Source organism: Arthrobacter bussei, assembly GCF_009377195.2.
GTDB lineage: Bacteria > Actinomycetota > Actinomycetes > Actinomycetales > Micrococcaceae > Arthrobacter_D > Arthrobacter_D bussei.
The window spans coordinates 1,444,241-1,465,897 of the sequence record NZ_VJXX01000001.1; the positions used below are offsets into that span (position 1 = coordinate 1,444,241).

Sequence of the window (21,657 nt, forward strand, 5' to 3'; positions counted from 1 at the left end):
GTGAGGAGCCGGCCCCGCTCCATGGAAGGATGGAGCCATGGCTGACTTCGCACTCTCCCGGGTTGAATTCGCTGCTCTGTCCCGAGGGGAGGGAACGTCGCTGACCCTCGGCCCCCTCGACGGCCGGTACCGTGACGCCGTGGCGCCCCTCGTCGATTTCCTGTCCGAGGCCGCCCTCAATCGCGACCGCGTGCACGTCGAGGTGGAGTGGCTGATCCACCTCACGCGTCACTCCGTCCTGCCCGGAACCGAGCCACTCACCGCGGACCAGGAGGGACGGCTCCGCGCCGTGGTCACCTCGTTCGACGCCGCCTCGGTCGCCGAGCTCGCCGAGATCGAAGCCGTCACGGTGCATGACGTCAAGGCGGTGGAGTACTTCATCGGACGGCGCCTGGACGGCATCGGCATCGGCCACCTGAAACCGCTGGTCCACTTCGGCTGCACCTCCGAGGACATCAACAACCTCTCCTACGCGCTCGGGATCAAGGGCGCCGTCACCGAGGTCTGGCTGCCGGCGGCGCGCTCCCTCGTCGCCTCGATCGCCGATCTGGCGCGCTCGACCCGCGAGACCCCGATGCTCTCCCGGACGCACGGCCAGCCGGCGACGCCGACCACGCTCGGCAAGGAGATGGCCGTCGTCGCCCACCGCCTGACGCGCCAGCTGGACCGCATCGCGGCCACGGGGTTCCTCGGCAAGATCAACGGCGCCACCGGGACCTATGCGGCCCACTACGCCTCCGTCCCCGACGCCGACTGGGAGGGCGTGGCCCGGACCTTCGTCGAAGGCCTCGGCCTGACCTGGAATCCGCTGACCACGCAGATCGAATCCCACGACTGGCAGGCCGAGCTCTACTCGGACGTGGCCCGCTTCAACCGGATCCTCCACAACTTCTGCACCGACGTGTGGAGCTACATCTCCATCGGCTATTTCGCGCAGGTCCCGGTGGCCGGAGCCACCGGGTCCTCGACGATGCCGCACAAGGTGAACCCGATCCGCTTCGAGAACGCCGAGGCGAACCTGGAGATCTCCTCCGGCCTGCTGGACGTGCTGTCCTCGACGCTCGTCACGTCCCGCTGGCAGCGCGACCTCACAGATTCCTCCAGCCAGCGCAACATCGGCGTCGCCCTCGGCCACTCCCTCCTCGCCGTCTCCAACGTGGCCAAGGGACTCGCGAGGCTCGACGTCGCCGAGGACGTGCTGGCAGCAGATCTCGACGGCAACTGGGAGGTGCTCGGCGAGGCGGTGCAGATGGTCATGCGCGCCGAGGCGATCGCGGGCGTGCCGGGACTGGACGATCCCTATGAACGCCTCAAGGACCTGACCCGCGGCCGGCGTGTGGACGCGGCCCGGATGCGCGAGTTCGCGAGCGGGCTCGGGCTGAGTGCAGAGGCCGAGCAGAGGCTGCTCGCGCTGACGCCCGCCGGCTACACCGGTATCGCGGCGCGGCTCGTGGACCATCTCGGCTGACCGCGTGCCGGCGCTCAGCCGGGCAGCAGCCACGATCCCCGTGCCGCACCGGAAAGGCGCCATGCCACGAACACCACCTGTCCCGCCGCTCATCAGGGCCGGCAGGAGCTCCCTGCACGTCATGACCTTCAACATCCGCTACGACCGTCCCGCCTCGCGTCCCGGGGACGTCGACTACTGGCCGGACCGCATCCCGCCTCTGCAGGACGTGCTGCGGCGTGAGGTGCCCACGGTCCTCGGCGTGCAGGAGGCACTGCACCACCAGCTCGTGGTCGTCGAGGCCACCCTCCCCCCGCGGTACCGCATGATCGGGGCCGGGCGTGACGGCGGGAGCAGGGGTGAGTACTCCGCGATCTTCTACGATGCGCGCCGCCTGCAGCTCATCGAGTGGGACCAGTTCTGGCTCTCCGACACCCCGAAGCTGATCGGCTCCTCGACGTGGGGCAACGGCGTGACGCGGATCGTCACGTGGGGCCGCTTCCGGGACACCTCGACCGACCGCGAGATCCTGCTCGTCAACACGCACTTCGACCACGAGTCGGACATCGCGCGCATCCGGAGCGCCGCCGCCGTGCTCGACCTCGTCAGGTTCTTCCGTCCCAGGCTGCCCACCGTCGTCATGGGTGACTTCAACTCCGACGCCGGCACCTCGTCCGCCTATCGGAGCTTCCTCGACTCGGGTGTGCTCGGCGATGCCTGGGTCCTCGCGGACGAACACCTCACACCGGACTTCGGCACCTTCCCGCGCTATGGACGGCCGGTCGACGGCGGGCGCCGCATCGACTGGATCCTCACGACGCCGGACGTCCTCGTGCGGCAGGCCGGCGTGAACACGGCGACCCTCGACGGCCGCTGGGCCAGCGACCACGCGCCCGTGCAGGCCCTCGTCGAGATCCCCCGCAGGGGATCGGGCGCCGCCTACCCCGTGACGCCGCGCTAGCAGACACGCCCCCTGCCCGGTGCACCGATGTCCTGTTGACCCCGGCGTCCGGCGGACCGGAGGCTGTACGGCATGGAGTGGGTGACCGGGGTCCTTGCGGCGGAGGACTACGAGGTGGGCCGGCAGATCGTGCAGCGCGGGGTGGCGGCGGTCTACCTGATCGCCTTCGCCTCGGCCCTGAACCAGTTCCCCGCCCTCCTCGGGGAGCGGGGGCTGCTGCCCGTGCCCGAGTACCTCCGACGGGCGGGCGACCGCGCGGGTCCCACGCTCTTCCGCCGCGGATACACGGACCGCCGGCTCCGTGCCGTGGCCTGGACCGGCATCGTCCTCTCGGCGCTCCTGGTCCTCGGGCTGCCGCAGGCAGGCCCGCCCTGGCTGCCCCTCGTCGCCTTCCTGGTGCTCTGGGGGCTCTACACGTCGATCGTGAACGTGGGGCAGGTGTTCTACGGGTTCGGGTGGGAGAGCCTGTTGCTGGAGGCCGGGTTCATCGTCGCGTTCCTCGGGTCGGACGAGGTGGCCCCGCCGTTCCTCGTCCTGATCATGATCCGCTGGCTCGTCTTCCGTCTCGAGTTCGGCGCGGGCATGATCAAGATGCGCGGCGACCGCTCATGGCGTGACCTCACCGCCCTGGACTACCACCACGAGACGCAGCCGATGCCGAACCCGGCCAGCCGATTCTTCCACCTCCTGCCGAAGCCCCTGCACCGCGTCGAGGTGGCCGGCAACCACGTCACGCAGCTCGCGGTGCCGTGGCTGCTGTTCGCTCCCCAGCCCCTCGCGGGGATCGCCGCCCTGGTGATGATCCTGACGCAGGGCTGGCTCGTGGTCTCGGGCAACTTCGCCTGGCTCAACACGCTCACCATCATCCTGGCCTTCGCGGCCGTCCCCGACTCGTTCTACGCCGCGGTGGTCCCCGCCGTCGATCCCGCCGGCTCCTACCAGCCGACCCCGCTGTGGTTCACAATCGTCGTCGTGCTCGCCGTGCTCGTGCTCGCCTACCTGAGCCGCCAGGCGCTCGTGAACCTCTTCGCCCGGCACCAGTTGATGAATGCCAGCTTCAACAGGTGGCACCTCGGCAATGCGTACGGGGCGTTCGGGAGCGTCACGAAGGTGCGCTACGAGGTGGTCGTGGAGGGCACGCTCGACGACGCCGGTCCGGACGCGCACTGGCGGGAGTACGGGTTCAAGGGCAAACCCGGCGACCCGGCGCGCAGGCCACGGCAGTTCGCGCCGTACCACCTGCGCCTGGACTGGATGATGTGGTTCCTCGCGCTCGGGTCCGAGCGCGGATGGTTCACGCCGTTCCTGGTCAAGCTCCTGCAGGCCGATCCGCAGACCCTGGGACTCCTCGCGGAGGACCCGTTCGACGGCGCCCGCCCGCGGTACGTACGGGCGCGGATCTTCCTCTACCGGTTCGCCAGCCGACGCGAGAAGCGGGAGACGGGCCTGTGGTGGATCCGGGAGCCCCAGGGGGTTCTCGTCCGGCCCGCCTCACTGCGCGCCGAGTCGCCCTGACGCCTGAGGAGCTCTTCCGCCGCCGAGCAGGATCAGGCGCTTCTCCTTGGCATCCCACCGCCGCACGATCCCGGCTGCAAGCCGCACCGGAGGGCTGTCCCTGAGCAGATCGAGCGCTGCGCCCAGCTGCTCGGCGGTCAGGCCGTGGCCGAGCGTGATGTGGGGCGTCCAGGCTCCGCTGACGGTGGTCGGCACGGTCTCCTGGACACCGTCGAGCGCGAACCAGATGCGCCGGTGCAAGCCGGTCAGTGCCGTCCCCGCGACGATCTGCCGCGCCAGCACGAACTTCCGGCGCGTGGGGAACACCAGGAAACCGGCGGTCCTCAGGTCGGGGGCGGGTCCGCCTGACGCAGCGGCGAGGTCGGCGTCGTACCGGTCGTCGATGCGCGCGGCCGCGGCGAGCGTGATGTGCGGGGCATTGCTGAAGGACTGGTGCCGCGACTGGTTCGGCAGGCCCGCGGCCTCGAGCGTGGCCCAGTCCTGCAGGAGGCGGAGGTCGGAGGGCGGGTCCAGCAGGAGTTCGATGCTATCGGCCATGCAGCACACCCTCTCCCGCCGGTCCCGTCAGCACCCGTCCCACTGCCCGTCCACTACGGTCCCCTGCTCGCCTCTTCCTGACCGGGCAGGGAGCCCGGCCAGGCGAACCGGCACGGGTCAGCGCGGCCGGCGGAAGTCGCCGACCCCGGCTGAACCGTCCACCTCGGTGGCACCCGTGCGCGGGTTGCGCTGCGGACGCTGATACGAGAGCTCACCACCGTTGCGCCCGCCGAAGGGCCTTCCGTGATCGGCGTACTCCTCGCGGAAGAACGCGAGCGCCCACTCCCCTAGCTGGATGCGGGCACCCGTTCGGAGGATGGACTGCTCCTTGCCGTTGACGCTCCCCGTGATCACGCCGTGCGGCACCAGGACGTACTCGTCGTCCTCGGTGTGGATGACCTCCGCGTGCAGCTCGTCGAGGCCCGCGAGGCGGAGCATCGCGTCCTCGCCGCTGCCGATGGTGGTGCGGTCACCGAGGAGTTCCACCTCCCTCGGCACCTGGCCGTCCCACGTCTCGGAGTTCTGCACGAAGATGAGCCGTGGACGCCCGCTCCCATGCAGGTAGTGCGTCGTCGTGATGGTGCGCTTGATACTCCGGTTCACGGTCGGCACGAGGGGGAACGGCGTGCCCGGAGGAAGGAGCGACGGCGTGTCCCCCTTCTCCAGGGCACGCCGGCCGATCCCGAGCAGCGGCGCGAGCGTACCGGGCGAACCGAGGCGGATGTGCGGCGAGCGCGTGATGAGGCGCTGCGCCATCGAGGACTGCACCGCACCGAGACTCACCAGCAGGCCCTTGGGCCCACTGACCGAGACGGCGAGGCCGCGATCCGCGAGTTCCTTCGCGATGGAACGCACCTGAGCGAGCCCCGGCAGGTTGTTGCCCCGGAAGGATGCCGGATCGTCCACGAAGACGTCCACGGTGCTCCCGGCGGCCTTCACCGTGCCGGAGAGGCGCGCTTCCGGCTTGCCGTCGACCGCGGGCTCGCCCAGCGAGAAATCGATGTCAATGTCGAGCCTGAGTGTCGAGGCCATCGTGGTCCGGCGGATCAGCTCGCGTGGGGGTCGGAACCGCTGGCGGCGTTGTCACTCGTGGTGATCCGCAGGGTGCCGTTGAACTTCCAGGTTGCACGCGGGGCATCGGGGCCGATGTCCCGCGGGACCTCGATGGTCATGTCCTGGAGGGTGTAGTTGATGGCTGCGCCCCGTCCGGTCAGGTAGGACCACATCTCCTCCGCGAGGTCCGTCCAGTCGCGGATGGTGTGGGACTCGCCGGTGCCAACGCTTGAGGTGTTTTCAGTCATGTCGATTCCTTCGTCGGTGATCCAACAATGACAGACGTCCTCTAACTCCGTCTGACCTGGTGTTCCCCACCCTAGCGGAGGGTCAGGCCGGCCGGAACCCGCCCCCGCAGGGGGCGGCGGATCCCGGCGCGGCGGCTACCACTTCGGGTGGACCGTGGCCCTGAAATGACGGTCGTAGATGGCGGCGACGGCGTCCGCCATGCCCGCGGCGACTCCGGCGGACCCGGCGGCCGCCGCGTTGGCGCGCGCCTGCTCAGGGGTGCGCGCGCCGGGGATGACCGTGCTGAGGCCGTCCTGCGCGATGATCCACGCGAGCGCGGCCTGCGCCGTCGTGACGCCCTCCGGGACCAGCTCGGCGAACTCGCGGGCGGCCTGCAGGCCGGTCTCGTAGTCGACGCCGGAGAAGGTCTCCCCGACGTCGAAGGCGGCGCCGTCGCGGTTGTAGTTGCGGTGGTCGTTCTCGGCGAAGGCGGTGTCCGTCGTGTACTTCCCGGACAGCAGGCCCGAGGCGAGCGGCACGCGGGCGATGATGCCGACGCCGGCCGCCTTCGCCGCGGGCAGGACCTCGTCGAGGGGCTTCAACCTGAAGGCATTGAGGATGATCTGCACGCTCGCGGTGTTCCCCCGGGCGATGGCGGCCAGGGCCTCGTCGGTCCGCTCGACGCTCACGCCGTAGTTCCTGATGACGCCATCGGCCACGAGCGTGTCCAGCGCGTCGTAGACCTCGTCCGAACTGTAGACGGCGGTGGGCGGGCAGTGCAGCTGCACGAGATCGAGGGAATCCACGCCGAGATTGGTCCTCGACCGGTCGATCCACTGGCGGAAGTTCGAGAGCGTGTAGTTCTCCGGCGTCTGGTCCACCCGGCGGCCCATCTTGGTGCCGACGAGGATGTCGAGGTCCGGGTTGTCCCTGAGGAAGCCGCCGATCGTCGACTCGCTCCTGCCGTCGCCGTAGACGTCCGCCGTGTCGAAGAAGGTCACGCCGGCTTCGACCGCCGCATCGAGTACCGCGACGGCGTCCTTGTCCTCCACCTCGCCCCAGTCCGCGCCGAGCTGCCACGTGCCGAGGCCGACGACGGAGACTGGATGGCCGGTTCTTCCGAGAATTCTCTGTTCCATGCTTGAAGACTATAGGCCGGGCAGTGTGGCCTCCGTCATCGGCTTCGCCTGTGCCATCCGGCGCTCGACGGCGGACCGCTCCCCGGGCGAGGGTTCCTGCTCGAGCGGTGCGCGCGCCTTCGTGGGCGTCCGGGCCGGCTCCGTCCCGGCATCGTTCCCCGCCCCGGCCTCACCGTCCTCCGCGGTCGGTCCCGATCCCCTGCCGGGGATCCAGCGGGCGGCCTCGCCGCGCAGGGACACGCGCCGTTCGGTGTCCATCTTGTCCAGCAGGTTCACGCTCATCCGCGAGCGCGGGTTGCGGGCGAAGAGCTCCCGATGGTCGGCCACGAACTCCCAGTACAGGGCATCCCAGCTGAACCGCCAGGGGCCCTCGCCGAAGTCGCTCATCTTCCGGATGTAGTTGCTGCCGCTGACGTAGGGCTTCGTGGTGATCATGGTGCCGGCCGCGTACTGGCTCATGGCGTAGACGTTGGGCACCATCACCCAGTCGTACGCATCGATGAACATCTCCATGAACCACTCGTAGACGGCGTCGGGCTTGGCGCGCATCAGCAGCGCCGCGTTGCCGAGAATCATGAGGCGCTCGATATGGTGCGCGTAGGCGGTGTCGAGGATGCGCGTGATGACGGAGTCGACCGGTTCGAGCCCGGTGTCACCGGTCCACCAGCGCTCGTCCAGATCCGCGGTGAACCCGAGGGTGTTCCCGGTGCGCATCTCCCTGCCCCGCAGCACGTAGGAGGCCCGGATGTACTCCCGCCAGCCGATGACCTGCCGGACGAAACCCTCCACGCTCGCGATGGGCGTGCCGTGACGCCCGGCGAAATCGAGAGCGAGGTCCACGACCTCCCCTGGGCTGAGGAGTCCGGTGTTCATGCTGGAACTCAGGGCGGAGTGGAACAGGTAGGTCTGCCCGACGGCGATCGAGTCCTCGTACGGACCGAACAGCTCGAACCGCTCCGCGAGGAAGGCCTCGAGGGCGTCGAAGGCCTGCCGATGGGTCACGGGCCAGTTGAAGGACTCCGCGTTCCCCGGATTGTCGGGGAACTCTGCGGTGACCCAGGCGATGGCGTCCCGGACCTCCGGCGGGCGGTCGAACTCCGGGAGGTCCGGCAGTTCGATCTTCTTCGGCAGCTTCTTGCGGTTCTCCGTGTCGAAACTCCACCGACCGCCCTCCGGGGACCCGTCGGGGCCCACCATGATGCCGAGTCGCTTGCGCTGCCATTCGTAGAACGTCTGCATCCGCCAGTTGTGCGAGGAGAAGTAGGTGCCGAGGACCTCGCGGTCGGTGATGAACTGCGGCGTCTCGAGCACGCGGACCTCGACGCCGGCATCGGCGAGCGTCTGCGTCAGCCGCCGGTCGAGCCAGTCGTCGACGACGTCGTAGTAGGTCACGGCGGTTGCGCCGCACCCGGCCAGGGCGGCGGCAAGACGCTCCTGGCTCGGAGTGTCCGCCGAGGTGTCCACATAGTGCACCTCGTACCCGGCGGCTTCCGCACGCCGCGCGAAGATGGTCATCCCCGCGCGGTGCAGGACGAGTTTCTGCTGGTGGAACCGCAGGCTGCGGAACAGGAGGTCATCCTCGAGGAACACGAAGAGCGTGTCCTGGGGTGCATCGAGGTGTTCCTCGAAGAGCTGGTGGGGGAGGACGAGACGGACGTGCACAGGGCCTGCCTTCCTGGTGCGGGCGGTCATGGGACGCCATGCTAGTGCCCTCCTCCGACAGGCTTCCCGATGCTTGACTGTAAGCATGCTTAGTGGTTCGGTGGAGGCACCGACCGACTCCTGAAGGGAAGCCCATGAGATCGCTCTGGCTCGACACCGCGCCGCCCATCCCGTCGGATGCGCTGCAGGAGAAAAGCGCCTTCGATTCGGTCGTGGTGGGTGCCGGCCTCACCGGCCTCACGACGGCGCTGCTGCTGGCCCGCGCAGGGCATCGCGTCGCCGTCCTCGAGGCCCGGACCACCGGGGCGGTCACCACGGGCAACACCACGGCAAAGCTCTCGCTCCTCCAGGGCACCAGCATGTCGACCATCCTCCAGCACCACGACGCCGAGCTGGCTCGCGCCTATGTCACCGGCAACCGTGAGGGCCAGAGCTGGCTCCTGCGGTTCTGCGACGAGCACGGCATCGCCTACGAGACCCGCGACGCCGTCGACTACGCCACCACGGACACCGGGGCGCGGAGACTCGTCGCCGAACACGAGGCCTGCACGACCGCAGGCCTAGCGACCGAACTGGGCAATGCCGCCACCCTCCCCTTCCCCGTGCGGAAGACCCTGCGGCTCAAGGACCAGGCGCAGTTCCATCCCCTGGAGGTCCTCGCCGGCCTGGCCGCCGAGTTCAGGCGGCACGGCGGCGTGCTGGTGGAGGGCGTCCGGGTCCGGGGAGTCGTGAAGAGCGACTCCCCGGACGTGGAACTGGCCACCAGCGCGGGCCCGGTCACGGCGTCGAACGTGGTGCTCGCCACCGGGATCCCCATCCTGGACCGCGGCGGGTACTTCGCCGTCCTGCAGCCCATGCGTTCCTACTGTGTCGCGCTGACGGTCGAGGACGACGTCCCCGAGGACATGTACCTCAGCACCGACTCTCCGACCCGGTCCCTGCGGACCGCCCTGGTGGACGGGACGAACTATCTGATCGTCGGCGGGAACGGCCACAAGGTGGGTCACAGTTCGAACACCCGGGCCAAGGTCGACGATCTCACGCGCTGGGCCCAGGAGTACTTCCCCACGGCCAGGCGCGCCTACGCCTGGTCGGCGCAGGACTACACGCCCGCGGCGTCCGTCCCGTATGTCGGGAAGGTCCCGGCGGGCGGCGGACACATCTATGCCGCGACGGGCTACAACAAGTGGGGCATGACCAACGCGGTCGCCGCCTCCCTCGCCCTCGCCGGGGAGATCCTGGGCGGCAACATGCCCTGGGCAGACACGCTCTACCGGACGAAGGTCAGCCCGGCGGATGCCCTCCAGACCGCGCAGGCGAACGCCGTGGTCGGCATGGAACTGGTCACCGGGTGGCTGTCCGGCCTCGCGAAGAGCGGCACCTCCACCCCGGGCGAGGGAGAAGGCAGGGTGATCCGGGAGGGCGCGCGACCCATCGGCATCTGCACCGTCGACGGCGTGCAGCACCGGGTCTTCGCCGTCTGCCCGCACCTGAAAGGGATCCTCTCCTGGAACGACGCCGAACGATCCTGGGACTGCCCGCTGCACGGCTCGCGCTTCACCGCGGACGGCACACTGCTCGAGGGGCCGTCCACCTCGGACCTGGCGACCACGCGGCGCTGAGCCGGGTATTCGACACTCAGGCCTTGCCGGCCGCCCTCCCTGCCCGTCCGTCGAGCAGGGAGCCGAGCGGCGGAAGGCTCCGGCTGACGAGGATGACGAGGGCACCGAACGCCGTGAACGTCAGGGCGATCGCCACGACATACAGCAGCACGGAGGCGTACCCCGTGGCCGGATCGAGGAACGGGTACGGCACCCACCCGTCCGTGGCCCCGCGGATCAGCACCACGACGGCCCAGACGAGCGGATACACGAGGATCAGCCGGATGACGCGGTAGGAGAGCGGACGGCGATCGGTGGTGCACAACCAGTCGAGCACCGCGTAGATCGGGAACGCCACGTGCAGCACCCAGTTGGCCCAGGCCAGTTCCACGCCGCCCGCCAGGCCAGCGAGCAGCAGGTTGTACACCGCACCCACGACGAACATGTAGGTGGCGGTGGCCGCCCGGACGGGGACGAGCCACTCCGGGCCCGGAGCGGCCCGCAGCTGCAGGACCGCGGCCAGCAGGAGGATCACCGCCGCCATGATGTTGCTCTGCATCGTGAAGAAGCCGAAGAAGTTGAACGGATTGATCGTCGCCCTGGACGCCGTGTCGAGGAACGTCGAGACGACGGCCAGCAGGACCACTGCGACGACGCCGATCCGGACGGCCGCGCGCAGCGGTACGATTCCCCGGGCAACGCCCCTCTCCGCGTCGCCACTCATGGCCGCGCGTCCCTCGCCGACATCTCCTTGAGGAGGTCCCGCATCTCGGTGAGGAGAGCGATGTCCACGGGGGTGGGCTCCTCCTCCGGCTCCTGCGGGGCCGAGAGGGAGCGCAGGCGGGCGTTCGCGCGGTTCATCGGCACCACGAAGAGGAAGTAGACGACGGCGGCGGTGATGAGGAACGTGATGATCGCGGTGAGCACGGCGCCGACATCCACGAAGGTGGCGTCGTTGCCCGGCCGGATCGGGAATCCCCAGCCGGCGGCGTCGACCCCGCCCGCCGAGGCGATGACCGGGTTGATGATGTTCGCCGTGAACGCTCCGACCAGGGCGGTGAAGGCGCTCCCGATCACCACGGCGATCGCCAGCTCGATCACGTTGCCCCGCAGGATGAAATCCCGGAATCCCTTGATCATGTGATGCGTCCCCTTGTGCTCGGTGTGCGTGCGAGAAGTGCGTGCGAGAAGTGCCTGTGAGAAGTGCCTGCTGGACGTGCCGGTGGAGGGTGTCCGCCGGAACTGCCTGCGGATCATGTGCGGGCGCGCCTACGGGACCTGCCCGGGACGTGCATGCAGGGCCAACTGTAGTGAGCCACGGGGGCTGCGGACAGTAGCCGGAGGCACGGGACGGGCGTCAGCCCGTGGCCGCGCCCGCGCTGCGTCCGGACACGATGAGGTCGACGACGTCGAGGAGATCCCGGATCTCCCGCTCGCTCGTGCGCCCTGATCCTGCGGACGCGAAGAACGCCGCGTCGTAGTAGAGCCCGTCACCGAGCAGTTTGACCGCCCGGGCCGTGGTGCGGTCGCCGAGCTGGGCCTCCAGGGCGTCGAGCCACCGCTCCTGGATCTCGGCGAGCGACCCCTTGGCTGTCGGGTGGCCCTGCTGGGCCAGGCGGGCCATGGAGACGAGGGCGCGGTCCAGCGCGCTGTCCTCGAACACGGAGGTTCGCACGTAGTATCGCGCGGCGCCGTCCGGCGCTGCGGTCATGGCCTCGCGGTCCCGGTCGGCGAGAGCCCGGAGTCGGTGCGCGAGGCCCTCGACGAGCGCTTCCTTCGACGGGAAGTGATAGAGGAGTCCACCCTTCGACACCTCCGCAGCGGCGGCGACGGCCTCCATGGTGGCGGCCCTCTCACCGTCGCGGATCAGCGCGTCCTCGAAGCTGTCGAGGATGCGCTCGCGGGAACTGGACACTCACTCATGATACCCGTCACTTTTGTTGTACTGTACCGGCTGGACGGTATAGCTTGGACCGATGACCACCACTCCGTCCTCCTCCGCACGTCCGACCGGGGTGAACCCGCGTGCCGTTCACACCCCTTCCCCTTCCCTGGCCCCCACCGCCGACCGTCGCGCCTGGTTCGCCCTGGCCGTGCTGATGCTGCCGGTGCTGCTGGTCTCCGTCGACAACACCGTCCTGAGCTTCGCCCTGCCCGAGATCTCGCGCCACTTCGCGACCAGCGAGACGATGCTGCTGTGGATCGTCGACAGCTATCCACTGGTCCTGGCGGGACTCCTCGTGGCGATGGGCAGCTTCGGCGACCGCTTCGGCCGTCGCCGGCTCCTGATGATCGGAGCCGCTGGCTTCGCCCTGTTCTCGGTGGCAGCAGCGTTCGCACCCACGGCGGAGTTCCTCCTGGCCTCCCGCGTGGGCCTTGGTGTCTTCGGCGCGATGCTCATGCCCTCCACGCTGTCGCTGATCCGCAACATCTTCACCGACCGGAACCAGCGGCGCATCGCCATCGCGGTGTGGGCCGCGGGCTTCTCCGCCGGGGCGGCCCTCGGACCGCTGCTGGGCGGCCTGCTCCTCGAGCACTTCTGGTGGGGCTCCGTCTTCCTGCTCGCCGTGCCCGTCCTGCTGCTGATGCTCGCCCTGACGCCCGCCGTCGTGCCCGAATCGAGGGACGCGAACCCGGGACGCGTGGACTACGCCGGGATCGTGCTCTCGATCGCCACCATGCTGCCCGTGGTCTACGCCATCAAGAACCTCGCCAAGGGCGGTCCCTTGCTGGTGTCCGTCACGGCGGCGTTCATCGGGATCGCGGCCGGCACCGCGTTCGTGGTGCGCCAGCTCCGGCGACGGCATCCGATGCTGGACGTCAGGCTGTTCACCATCCGTGCGTTCTCCGGCGCGGTGCTGGTCAACCTCCTCGCGATCTTCTCCCTCGTCGGGTTCCTGTTCTTCGTCTCGCAGCACCTGCAGCTCGTGCTCGGGTACACCCCGCTCGACGCCGGCCTCGTCCTGCTGCCGGGGCTCCTCGTGACCATCGTCGCGGGCCTCGCCGTCGTGCCCGTGGCCCGGCGCCTGCCGCCGCACGTCGTCGTCTCGGTCTCCCTCCTGTTCTCCGCACTCGCCTACGCGATGCTCGCCCTGCTCGGCGAAGGCGGTTCTGCGGGCTTCCTCATGATCGCCTTCGTGGTCCTCGGCATCGGCGTGGGCGCCTCCGAGACCGTCTCGAACGACCTCATCCTCTCGACCGTCCCTGCGGCGAAGGCGGGGGCGGCGTCTGCCGTGTCGGAGACCGCGTACGAGGTCGGCTCGGTGCTCGGGACGGCCGTGCTCGGCAGCATCCTGCTCGCCTCCTACCAGCGGAACCTGCTGCTGCCAGCGGGCCTCACCTCGGCCCAGGCGGACTCGGCGACCGAGACGCTCGGTGGCGCCGTCGAGGTCGCGTCGCAGCTCGGCACGGGCAATGCGTCGCTGCTGCTCGACTCGGCGTTCCATGCCTTCGACAGCGGGGTGACGGTCACCTCGGGGATCGCTGCCCTGCTGATGATCGGCGCATCGGTCCTCGCCGCCTGGAGCCTGCGCGGCGGCACACCGGCCGCGACAGGGCGGGCGACGGCGGAACACTGATCGGGGCACGCGGCGCGGCGGCGCCGTAGCAGGGGGACCACGCGTCGCCGAGCCGGCGGTCGCCGGCGGCCCGCCTCATCCCGCGGTATGAGCCACGGCCGGCGAACCCCGGCCCCTGTGCTGATTCGCGCGGCCCGGAAGCTCCCTAGCGTAGGAGGATGACCACTTCCACGAATACACCTGTGAATCCGCCGGGCAGCGCCGGCGCCCCTGACATCGTCGACCTCCCGAGCGGCAGCGCCGTCGCCGCGCGTGGCGTGTCCAAGAGCTATGGCCGCGGCGAGACGGCGGTGCACGCGCTCCGCGACGTCTCCCTCGACTTCGAGCGGGGGCGCTTCACCGCGATCATGGGCCCGTCCGGCTCCGGGAAGTCGACGCTCATGCACTGCCTCGCCGGCCTGGACTCGGTGGACGCCGGGCGGCTGTGGATCGGCGGGACGGACATCACGGACCTTCCCGACGCCGATCTCACGCGCCTGCGCCGGGACCACGTCGGGTTCGTCTTCCAGGCCTTCAACCTCGTCCCCACGCTCACCGCGGAACAGAACATCACGCTGCCGGTGGCCCTCGCCGGCGGTCGCGTCGACTCCCCCTGGCTGCAGCAGATCGCCTCGACGCTCGGTCTCACCGATCGCCTGTCCCACCGCCCCCACGAACTGTCCGGTGGCCAGCAGCAGCGCGTCGCCGTCGCCCGCGCGCTGCTCACGCGGCCCGATGTGATCTTCGGCGACGAGCCGACCGGGAACCTCGATTCCGCGACCGGCGCCGAGGTCCTGTCCCTGCTCCGGCGCAGCTCCCGCGAGATGGGACAGAGCATCATCATGGTCACGCACGATCCCATGGCGGCGTCCTACGCCGATCGCGTGGTCCTCATGAAGGACGGCGCGCTCGTGGGCGAACTGCAGCAGTCCACCCCGGAGGCCATCCTCGGCGCACTCGCGAAGCTGGGTGCCTGACGTGCTGCAGGTAGCCCTCGCGCAGGTCCGCATGCACGCGCGCCGCTTCGTGGCCGTCGGCCTCGCCGTGGTGCTCGGCGTCGCCTTCCTCTCCGCGACCCTCATGGTGAACGCGACCACCAACGCCAGCCTCCGGGAGAGCATCGGGGCGTCCTACGCCAGGGCGGATCTCGTAATCACCGGGCAGGACGGCGCCCCCGTCCCCGCCGAGGCCGTGGCACCCCTCGCCGGGCTCGACGGCGTCGAGGCGGCGTACGGCCAGGAACGCACCTACGCCCAGCTGGCCACGGGCGCCCAGACGTCGCTGGCCGCGCTCACCACGACCGCTCCGGCGGCCCTAAAGAACGCGACGGTCTCCAGCGGCTCCTCCCCCCAGGCTCCGGAGGAGGTCCTGCTCGACGAGGTCTCCGCCGAGCGGCTCGGCGTCACCCCGGGGGACACCGTCGCGCTCGACGGTGGTTCCGGCCCGCAGGGGTCGCCGGCGGCCGGGCCACTCAGGGTCACCGGACTCTACGCTCCGAGCCCCGACCCCAGCCTGTCCGGCGTCGTCCAGGTCCTTGCCTCACCGGAGGTGGTGCGCGGGAGCAACGGCGGAACCGCGTCCGTCCGCAACGTGCAGCTCGCCCTCATGCCCGGCGCGGACGAGCAGTCGGTGACGGCTGCAGCCCTGTCCGTGCTGGACGAGACCGCGGCCGCGGCGACCGGGGACGGAGGTCCGGCAGGATCGGACCCGGGGACGTTCACCGTCCGTACGGCCCTCGAGCAGACGACGGCGGACGTCGCCCAGCTCTCGAGCGGAGGGGACATCCTCACCGGCATCCTCCTCGCCTTCGCGGCGGTGGCCGTGATCGTCGCGGCCCTCGTCATCTCGAACACCTTCTCCGTCCTCGTCGCCCAGCGCACACGGGAGCTGGCCCTCCTGCGCTGCATCGGGGCCGAACGACGGCAGGTGCGCACCTCGGTGCTGGTCGAGGCAGCCGTCGTGGGCCTGGTGGCGTCCGTGCTCGGCGTGCTGCTGGCCGTCGGGGTCATGGCCGCCCTCGTCGGCCTCGCGGGGCAGACCTCCTTCGGATCCTTCGCCGTGCTGGCGGTACCGCCCTCCGCCGTCGTCATCGGCATCGCCATCGGGGTCCTGATGACGGTCCTCGCGGCGCTCGTCCCCGCCCGGGCCGCGACGCGGGTGGCACCCCTCGCCGCCCTGCGTCCCGCCGAACCTCCGGCAGCAGGCAGCAGGAGCGGCCGGACCAGGCTCGCCATCGGCCTCGTGGCACTGCTCCTCGGCAGTGCGCTCCTCGCCTTCGGCGCAGTGACCGTGGCCCTCGTGCCGGCACTCGTCGGTGGCGCGCTTTCCTTCCTCGGCGTGATCCTCCTCGCGCCGTTCTTCGTCCCGGCGAGCGTCGCGGCCATCGGCCGCCTCGCCCGTCCACTCGGGGTCCCGGGGTCGCTCGCCTCGGTCAACGCCGTGCGCAACCCCGCGCGGACCACGGCGTCCTCCGCGGCACTGATGGTCGGCGTCACGCTCGTGACGATGATGATGGTCGGAGCCCAGACGGCACGTACGTCCTTCGACCGCGAACTCGAAGCGAACTACGCCGTGGACCTCCAGGTCACCGGGCCGGGAAGCGCGACGGTGACCGCGGCGGAAGCCGGACGGATCACCGTCGACGCACGGACCCTCCTCGCGGTCGACGGCGTGCTCGATGCCGTCGAGGTCACCCCCGTCATGCTCACCAGCGCCGAGGACGGCGAACTGCTCGTCTACTCCGCGGATCCGGCCGAGGTGGCGGGCGTGCTGCGCGCCGAGGGCCTGGAGCTGATGGACGGCGCGGTGCTCGCTCCGCAGTCCTGGGAACAGGACGAGGTCACGCTCGACGGCGGGAACGGCCCCGCGACGCTGCCTGTCACGTCGACGGATGCCGCGTTCTTCCTCCCGCTCATCACGACGGCGACGGCCGAGCAGCTCGGAGGGACGCCACCGGACGCCCTCACCACGCTCCTCGGGCCAAGCCTCGACCCGAACCTCGACCCGGCGTCCGCACCACCGGAGGCCCTGCAGGACGGGACTCTCGCCGACTACATCGGCGCCACGTTCTGGCTCAGGCTCGTCGACGGGCTCGACGGCACGGCCGCGGCCGACCTGCAGTCGGAGATCGTCACCGCGACGGGGGTCTCGGAGTACAACGTGTCCGGGGCGGTGATCGAGCGCCTGGCGTACAACCAGATCATCGACGTCATGCTGCTGATCGTGACGGCCCTGCTGGCCGTCGCCGTGCTGATCGCGCTCATCGGCGTCGCCAACACGCTGTCCCTGTCCGTCCTGGAGCGGCGCCGCGAGAACTCGCTGCTGCGCGCACTCGGCCTGACGCGCGGGCAGCTGCGCGGCATGCTCGCCGTCGAGGCCGTCCTCATCGCGGGCGTCGCCGCGCTGCTGGGATCCGGCCTCGGCATCCTGTACGGGTGGTTGGGCACGCAGTCCGCCCTCGGCGGCATCACCGCGGTCGCTCCCGCGGTGCCGATCGGACAGATCGGCGCGGTCCTGGCCGTCGCCGTCGCGGCCGGGCTCCTGGCCTCGGTGCTGCCGGCCCGCCGGGCCGCGAGGCTGTCACCTGTCGCGGGACTGGCAGCCGACTGAGCGGACGGCCGGGCGGACGGCCGGGCTGCAAGGCCGTCGGCACGCGGCCGGCGGCCGACTGAGCGGAAGGCCTGGGCTGCAACGCCGTCGCCCGTCGCGGGGGCGCCGCGGCACCGCGGCACCGGTCGATCAGCGCAGCGAACGGAATGTCGCGCGGATGTCGTCGACGAGCAGCTCCGGCTGCTCGAGCACGGCGAAGTGCCCGCCGTCCGCCACCTCGGAGAAGTGCACGAGGTTCGTGTACCGCCGCTCGGCCCAGCGGCGGGACCGGCGGACGTACTCGCCCGGCATGATGCTGAGTCCCACGGGCAGGGTCAGCGGTTCCTCGAGCGTCCCAGGAGTGGCCCAGCCGTTCCTGCCGGACTCCCAGTAGAAGCGCGCGGCCGACGCCGCGGTGTTCGGGAGCCAGTAGAGCATGATGTCGTCGAGCATCTCGTCGAGGGTGAAGATCGCCTCCGCATCCCCGTGCCGTCCGTGCGCGCCGCCCACGTCCTGGAACATCGCATAGATCCACGCCGCCAGGCCGACGGGCGAGTCGGCGAGCGGATAGCCGATCGTCTGGGGCCGGGTAGCCATCTGCTGCGAGTAGGCGGAGAGGGTCTGCCAGTAGTAGCCGCCCTCCTGCAGCATCGCCTGCTCCTCCTCCGACGCCGCCCGCATCTCCTCCTCGGACGGCATGAAGAGCGCCATGTTCAGGTGGATGCCGGCCAGGCCGATGCCCTCGGACTGCTCCAGAGCGGCGAGTTCGGCCGTGACGGACGCCCCGAGGTCACCGCCCTGCGCGAACCAGCGGGCGTAGCCGAGCCGCTCCATCAGCACGGCCCAGGCCCTGGCCGTCCGCTGTGCGTCCCAGCCGGCTCCGGTGGGCCGCCCCGAGAAGCCGAAGCCGGGCAGGCTCGGGATGATGACGTCGAAGGCGTCCGCTGCGTCGCCGCCATGGGCTTCGGGATCCGTCAGGGGCCCGACGGCGTGCCGGAACTCCAGGACGGACCCGGGCCAGCCGTGGGTCAGCAGAAGGGCACGGGCGCCGGGGATGCCGGAGCGGACGTGCACGAAGTGGATGTCGAGGCCGTCGATGCTGGTGGTGAACTGGCCCCAGGCATTGAGCATCGCCTCGGTCCGGCGCCAGTCGTAGGCGGAGGCCCAGTGGTCCGCCAGGGCCTGGAGCTTCTCCAGCCGTGGCCCCTGCGTCGTGTCCGGCACCGTCTCGCGGTCCGGCCAGCGCGTGGCCAGGATGCGCCGCCGGAGATCGTCGAGGTCCGCCTCCGGGATGTCGAGGATGAACGGCGTGACAGCGGGATGGTCGTCGTGGCCGAGGGCTGCGGCGGGGTGTTCCGTCGTCGTGGAGGGCTGGGCGTCAGGCATGGGGGTCCTTCTGATCGTGGTTGGGTCTCCGACCGGCTGATGTCCGATCATCCTAACCAGAGATCGTCTTTTCAAAAGATCATCTGAACTTGCTACGATTGCAGCATGACTGCTTCACCCTTCCCCGATCCGCCTCCCGAACCCTCTGCCCCTCCGCGCGGCGACGGCGACATCGACTGGGAGGCGGGGGGCATCGAGACCGAGCTGGGCTGGTCGGTGCAGGCGATGTCGCAGGGCTTCTCGCGCATCGCCACGGGTGCGGTCGCCGACGTGCCCGGCGGGCCGCGCGGATATCAGGTCCTCGTGGCCATCACCACCGAGGAGCCGACCTCGCAACTCGTCCTCGCACAGCGCCTCGGCATTGACAAGACCGCGATGACCTATGTCATCGACGCGTTGGAGGAGGCGTCGCTGGTCGAGCGCCGGCCCGACCCGCAGGACCGCCGCATCCGCCAGGTCCTTCCCACGGATCAGGGCCGGGCGATCCTCACCTCGGCCCGAGCTGCGCTCCGCGCCGTGGAGGGAATCCTCCTGCGAGCCCTCGGCACTGAGGAACAGACACAGCTGCGCCGCCTCATGGCCCGCGTCGCCCTCGATGCCGGTGCCGTCGAGTCCTGCGTCGGGCCCGTCCCAGGCGCCGGCCGACCCGCCGCCGCACCCCACCTCTCGGCCCGCCGGCGTTCCGCCGGTGCCCGAGCAACCGCCCCCACAGAGAAGAGCACCCCACCATGACCACCCTCCTCGTCGCCGGCGCCACCGGTGACCTCGGCCGCCGGATCGTCCGCGAACTGCTCGCTGCCCGGCCCGACGCCGTCGTCCGCGTCATGACCCGCCCGGGCAGCGGCACCGCACACTCCCTGTACGGCGAGCAGGACCGCGTCGAGATCAGGGTGGCCGCCTACACGGACCACGCGGCCCTGGTCGCCGCGCTCTCGGGTGCCGACGTCGTTGTCTCCGCGGTGAGCGGCGCACGCGCCGTGATCCTCGGTGCCCAGCGGGCGCTGCTCGCCGCGGCCGTCGACGCCGGAGTCCCACGCTTCATCCCGTCCGACTACTCGGCCGACTACCGCCGCGTCAGCCCGGGCACCAACCGGAACTTCGAACTGCGCCGCGAGTTCGCCGCCTACCTCGACGCCACGCCGGTGCGCGCCACCTCCGTGCTGAACGGCGCCTTCGCGGACATGCTCACCGGCCAGGCGCCGATGATCCTCTTCGCGCGGAAGAAGGTGCTCTACTGGTCCTCGCCGGACCAGGTGCTCGATTTCACGACCAAGGACGACGTCGCCCGCACCGTTGCGCACGTGGCGCTCGACGACGCCGCACCCCGCGTCGTCGAGGTCGCGGGGGACCGGGTCACGGCGCGCAGCATCGCCCGGATGATGGGCGAGCTCACCGGCACGCCGTTCGGCATGCAGTGGGCCGGCACCACGGCGATGCTCTCCGGTGCCGCCCGGATCGGTCGCCGCCTGTCCAGGGACGAGGAGGCGACCTTCCCGGCATGGCAGGGCATGCAGTACTTCGTGAGCATGTTCAGCGGCGAGGCGGAACTGCAGCATGTGGCGAACCACCGCTACGGGCAGCAGGACTGGACATCCGTGCGCGATGTCCTGGCGAAGCACCTGCAGGTCGACGCCGCAGGCTGACCGGGCTGCTCAGCCCGGCCCGGAACCGAACCAGACCCGCACCGTGAGCCCGCCGCCGGGCGTCCGGTCGAACGCCAGGTGTCCGTCGTGGGCCTGCGCGATCCGCGCGCAGGTCGCCAGGCCGATCCCCGTACCCGCCGGATCACCCTCACGCTCCAGCCGGACGAGGGGCTCGAGCACGCGGTCGTAGTCCTCCTCCGGGATGCCCTTCCCGTTGTCGGCGACGTCGAGACGCCAGAACGGGGGGCTGCCGGAGCCGGTGATGTGCACGCTCGGCGGCAATCCGGGCCGCGCGTACGCGACGGCATTCGCCACCAGGTTCTGGATCAGCACCCGGAGCTGCTCGCGGTCCGCGTGGCCGGTGAAGTCGTCCACGGTGACGCGCACGCCGTCGACATGGTGCCCGAGGTCGTCGACGGCCGCGGACACGACCTCGGCGAGGGACACGGGGTCCCTCCGCGTGGCGCCCCCCACCCGGGAGTAGCCGAGGAGGTTCTCCACCATCGAGGACATGCGGAGCGCGCTCGCGCCGATGCGCTTGAAGTAGGTGCCGGCGGGCCCCTCCTGCAGTGCCGGCTCGTCCTCGGCGAGCTCGGCCAGCCCCACGACGTTGGTCAGCGGGCCGCGCAGGTCATGGCTGATGCGCCCGGCGAACTCGCCCAGCAGCTCGTTGCTGCGGCGGAGTTCCGAGACGGTGGCGTCGAGCTGGCGCGTCCGGAGCTGCAGGTCGAGGACGTCGACCACCTGGGCCGCGAGCGTCTCGAGTCCTGCGGCCTGCTGCTCCGTGAGTTCGCCTGGGTGCTCGTCGAAGATGCAGAGCGTTCCCAGCGGGACACCCTCCGTGGTGAGCAGCGGCGTCGTCGCATAGAAACGCACGGCCCCGAAGCGCCCGTCGACGAAGGGGTTGGTGCGGAAGCGGGCATCCTCGGTGCAGTCCGCCACGACCACGGTGTGCCCGTACCTGAACACCTGCCCGCACAGCGAGTCCTCCCGTGCGCACATGAGCGGCTCGAGGCCGAGGGCGGCGATCTGGTGGAACTCGTCCTCCGTGATGACATTGATCGCGCCGTACTGGGCATTGCAGAGCTGGACCGCGAGGGACACGAGGTTCTGGAGGGCGGCGGGTGCGCCCGAAGGTGCGGCAGGCTGAGGCATGGACCCGACCGGTAATACCTCGCCGAGGGCCACGCCGAGTCCGTACTGCGCGAGCAGCTCGGCATGGACCGACCCCCTGGCCGGACGTCGTTCCGATACCTGATCGGTCATGCGATCACGTCCTCCCGGTAGCCGCACGCCATGATCTGCCTCCAAGGGTAGTCCCCGGTACCCACGCGCACAGC

At 70.5% G+C, this 21,657-nt stretch carries 19 protein-coding genes; 9 read left to right on the top strand and 10 right to left on the bottom strand.

Annotated features, from left to right (window positions below):
* Positions 1 to 37: 37 nt before the first annotated feature.
* From purB to FNH21_RS06860, 3 genes are all read left to right on the top strand, one after another.
* A complete protein-coding gene (purB, locus tag FNH21_RS06850; protein WP_152813291.1) occupies positions 38 to 1,468 on the top strand; it encodes an adenylosuccinate lyase in 1,431 nt (476 codons plus the stop codon).
* A gap of 61 nt (positions 1,469 to 1,529) precedes the next feature.
* The gene (locus tag FNH21_RS06855) at positions 1,530 to 2,408 is read left to right on the top strand and encodes an endonuclease/exonuclease/phosphatase family protein (protein WP_152813293.1); all 879 of its coding nucleotides are present in this window, start codon (positions 1,530 to 1,532) and stop codon (positions 2,406 to 2,408) included.
* A 72-nt stretch (positions 2,409 to 2,480) separates the two neighbouring features.
* On the top strand, positions 2,481 to 3,923 hold the full coding sequence (locus FNH21_RS06860) for a lipase maturation factor family protein (RefSeq protein ID WP_152813295.1): 1,443 nt from the start codon (positions 2,481 to 2,483) through the stop codon (positions 3,921 to 3,923).
* On the opposite strand, the gene FNH21_RS06865 is transcribed toward FNH21_RS06860, so the two are convergent.
* The 5 genes from FNH21_RS06865 to FNH21_RS06885 form a co-directional block, all read right to left on the bottom strand.
* Positions 3,900 to 4,460, bottom strand: a complete 561-nt coding sequence (locus FNH21_RS06865; protein ID WP_152813297.1) for a 2'-5' RNA ligase family protein — start codon at positions 4,458 to 4,460, stop codon at positions 3,900 to 3,902. The two genes, FNH21_RS06860 and FNH21_RS06865, sit on opposite strands and share 24 nt — an antisense overlap.
* 117 nt (positions 4,461 to 4,577) lie before the next feature.
* A complete protein-coding gene (locus FNH21_RS06870) occupies positions 4,578 to 5,492 on the bottom strand; it encodes an FHA domain-containing protein (protein WP_152813299.1) in 915 nt (304 codons plus the stop codon).
* Positions 5,493 to 5,506: 14 nt separating this feature from the next.
* On the bottom strand, positions 5,507 to 5,761 hold the full coding sequence (locus tag FNH21_RS06875; protein WP_152813301.1) for a hypothetical protein: 255 nt from the start codon (positions 5,759 to 5,761) through the stop codon (positions 5,507 to 5,509).
* 135 nt (positions 5,762 to 5,896) lie between these two features.
* Positions 5,897 to 6,880 carry an aldo/keto reductase gene (locus FNH21_RS06880; RefSeq protein WP_152813303.1) on the bottom strand — a complete coding sequence of 328 codons (984 nt, stop codon included), beginning with the start codon at positions 6,878 to 6,880 and terminating at the stop codon, positions 5,897 to 5,899.
* A 9-nt stretch (positions 6,881 to 6,889) separates the two neighbouring features.
* Positions 6,890 to 8,572 (bottom strand): cryptochrome/photolyase family protein, encoded by a 1,683-nt coding sequence (locus FNH21_RS06885; RefSeq protein ID WP_152813305.1) that lies wholly within the window; start codon positions 8,570 to 8,572, stop codon positions 6,890 to 6,892.
* A 104-nt stretch (positions 8,573 to 8,676) separates the two neighbouring features.
* Between FNH21_RS06885 and FNH21_RS06890 the strand changes: the two genes are divergently transcribed.
* Positions 8,677 to 10,164, top strand: a complete 1,488-nt coding sequence (locus tag FNH21_RS06890) for an FAD-dependent oxidoreductase (protein WP_152813306.1) — start codon at positions 8,677 to 8,679, stop codon at positions 10,162 to 10,164.
* 16 nt (positions 10,165 to 10,180) lie between these two features.
* On the opposite strand, the gene FNH21_RS06895 is transcribed toward FNH21_RS06890, so the two are convergent.
* The 3 genes from FNH21_RS06895 to FNH21_RS06905 all read right to left on the bottom strand — a co-directional run bounded on the left by FNH21_RS06895 (position 10,181) and on the right by FNH21_RS06905 (position 12,058).
* The gene (locus tag FNH21_RS06895) at positions 10,181 to 10,867 is read right to left on the bottom strand and encodes a Pr6Pr family membrane protein (RefSeq protein WP_191931677.1); all 687 of its coding nucleotides are present in this window, start codon (positions 10,865 to 10,867) and stop codon (positions 10,181 to 10,183) included.
* Complete coding sequence (mscL, locus tag FNH21_RS06900) at positions 10,864 to 11,283, bottom strand: large conductance mechanosensitive channel protein MscL (protein WP_152813308.1); 420 nt, start codon at positions 11,281 to 11,283, stop codon at positions 10,864 to 10,866. Before mscL ends, FNH21_RS06895 begins: the two co-directional genes overlap by 4 nt.
* 217 nt (positions 11,284 to 11,500) lie before the next feature.
* On the bottom strand, positions 11,501 to 12,058 hold the full coding sequence (locus FNH21_RS06905) for a TetR family transcriptional regulator (protein ID WP_191931678.1): 558 nt from the start codon (positions 12,056 to 12,058) through the stop codon (positions 11,501 to 11,503).
* Positions 12,059 to 12,119: 61 nt separating this feature from the next.
* Between FNH21_RS06905 and FNH21_RS06910 the strand changes: the two genes are divergently transcribed.
* The 3 genes from FNH21_RS06910 (at position 12,120) to FNH21_RS06920 (ending at position 17,309) form a co-directional block, all read left to right on the top strand.
* The gene (locus FNH21_RS06910; RefSeq protein WP_152813310.1) at positions 12,120 to 13,721 is read left to right on the top strand and encodes an MFS transporter; all 1,602 of its coding nucleotides are present in this window, start codon (positions 12,120 to 12,122) and stop codon (positions 13,719 to 13,721) included.
* A gap of 158 nt (positions 13,722 to 13,879) precedes the next feature.
* A complete protein-coding gene (locus FNH21_RS06915) occupies positions 13,880 to 14,677 on the top strand; it encodes an ABC transporter ATP-binding protein (protein WP_152813312.1) in 798 nt (265 codons plus the stop codon).
* 1 nt (position 14,678) lies between these two features.
* The gene (locus FNH21_RS06920; RefSeq protein ID WP_191931679.1) at positions 14,679 to 17,309 is read left to right on the top strand and encodes an FtsX-like permease family protein; all 2,631 of its coding nucleotides are present in this window, start codon (positions 14,679 to 14,681) and stop codon (positions 17,307 to 17,309) included.
* 129 nt (positions 17,310 to 17,438) lie between these two features.
* Here the strand turns inward: FNH21_RS06920 and FNH21_RS06925 are convergent, their stop codons facing one another.
* On the bottom strand, positions 17,439 to 18,674 hold the full coding sequence (locus FNH21_RS06925; protein WP_152813314.1) for an epoxide hydrolase family protein: 1,236 nt from the start codon (positions 18,672 to 18,674) through the stop codon (positions 17,439 to 17,441).
* Between the two features lie 105 nt (positions 18,675 to 18,779).
* Between FNH21_RS06925 and FNH21_RS06930 the strand changes: the two genes are divergently transcribed.
* Together FNH21_RS06930 and FNH21_RS06935 are read left to right on the top strand one after the other, a co-directional pair.
* Positions 18,780 to 19,406: a MarR family winged helix-turn-helix transcriptional regulator gene (locus FNH21_RS06930; RefSeq protein WP_152813316.1), complete on the top strand. Its 627-nt coding sequence runs from the start codon at positions 18,780 to 18,782 to the stop codon at positions 19,404 to 19,406.
* Entirely contained in the window at positions 19,403 to 20,317 is a 915-nt protein-coding gene (locus FNH21_RS06935; protein WP_152813318.1) for an NmrA family NAD(P)-binding protein, read from the top strand. Before FNH21_RS06930 ends, FNH21_RS06935 begins: the two co-directional genes overlap by 4 nt.
* A 9-nt stretch (positions 20,318 to 20,326) precedes the next feature.
* Here the strand turns inward: FNH21_RS06935 and FNH21_RS06940 are convergent, their stop codons facing one another.
* Positions 20,327 to 21,583, bottom strand: coding sequence for a GAF domain-containing sensor histidine kinase (locus FNH21_RS06940; RefSeq protein ID WP_152813320.1), 1,257 nt, complete (start codon positions 21,581 to 21,583; stop codon positions 20,327 to 20,329).
* Positions 21,584 to 21,657: the final 74 nt, after the last annotated feature.

What these genes read in the sequence shown, in the direction of transcription:
- FNH21_RS06855 (WP_152813293.1), top strand. Translation starts at nt 1,530, where the DNA reads ATGCCACGAACACCACCTGTCCCGCCGCTCATCAGGGCCGGCAGGAGC.
- mscL (WP_152813308.1), bottom strand. Translation starts at nt 11,283, where the DNA reads ATGATCAAGGGATTCCGGGATTTCATCCTGCGGGGCAACGTGATCGAG.
- FNH21_RS06930 (WP_152813316.1), top strand. Translation starts at nt 18,780, where the DNA reads ATGACTGCTTCACCCTTCCCCGATCCGCCTCCCGAACCCTCTGCCCCT.
- FNH21_RS06885 (WP_152813305.1), bottom strand. Translation starts at nt 8,572, where the DNA reads ATGACCGCCCGCACCAGGAAGGCAGGCCCTGTGCACGTCCGTCTCGTC.
- FNH21_RS06940 (WP_152813320.1), bottom strand. Translation starts at nt 21,583, where the DNA reads ATGACCGATCAGGTATCGGAACGACGTCCGGCCAGGGGGTCGGTCCAT.
- FNH21_RS06865 (WP_152813297.1), bottom strand. Translation starts at nt 4,460, where the DNA reads ATGGCCGATAGCATCGAACTCCTGCTGGACCCGCCCTCCGACCTCCGC.
- FNH21_RS06860 (WP_152813295.1), top strand. Translation starts at nt 2,481, where the DNA reads ATGGAGTGGGTGACCGGGGTCCTTGCGGCGGAGGACTACGAGGTGGGC.
- FNH21_RS06910 (WP_152813310.1), top strand. Translation starts at nt 12,120, where the DNA reads ATGACCACCACTCCGTCCTCCTCCGCACGTCCGACCGGGGTGAACCCG.
- purB (WP_152813291.1), top strand. Translation starts at nt 38, where the DNA reads ATGGCTGACTTCGCACTCTCCCGGGTTGAATTCGCTGCTCTGTCCCGA.
- FNH21_RS06935 (WP_152813318.1), top strand. Translation starts at nt 19,403, where the DNA reads ATGACCACCCTCCTCGTCGCCGGCGCCACCGGTGACCTCGGCCGCCGG.
- FNH21_RS06895 (WP_191931677.1), bottom strand. Translation starts at nt 10,867, where the DNA reads ATGAGTGGCGACGCGGAGAGGGGCGTTGCCCGGGGAATCGTACCGCTG.
- FNH21_RS06875 (WP_152813301.1), bottom strand. Translation starts at nt 5,761, where the DNA reads ATGACTGAAAACACCTCAAGCGTTGGCACCGGCGAGTCCCACACCATC.
- FNH21_RS06880 (WP_152813303.1), bottom strand. Translation starts at nt 6,880, where the DNA reads ATGGAACAGAGAATTCTCGGAAGAACCGGCCATCCAGTCTCCGTCGTC.
- FNH21_RS06890 (WP_152813306.1), top strand. Translation starts at nt 8,677, where the DNA reads ATGAGATCGCTCTGGCTCGACACCGCGCCGCCCATCCCGTCGGATGCG.
- FNH21_RS06915 (WP_152813312.1), top strand. Translation starts at nt 13,880, where the DNA reads ATGACCACTTCCACGAATACACCTGTGAATCCGCCGGGCAGCGCCGGC.
- FNH21_RS06925 (WP_152813314.1), bottom strand. Translation starts at nt 18,674, where the DNA reads ATGCCTGACGCCCAGCCCTCCACGACGACGGAACACCCCGCCGCAGCC.
- FNH21_RS06870 (WP_152813299.1), bottom strand. Translation starts at nt 5,492, where the DNA reads ATGGCCTCGACACTCAGGCTCGACATTGACATCGATTTCTCGCTGGGC.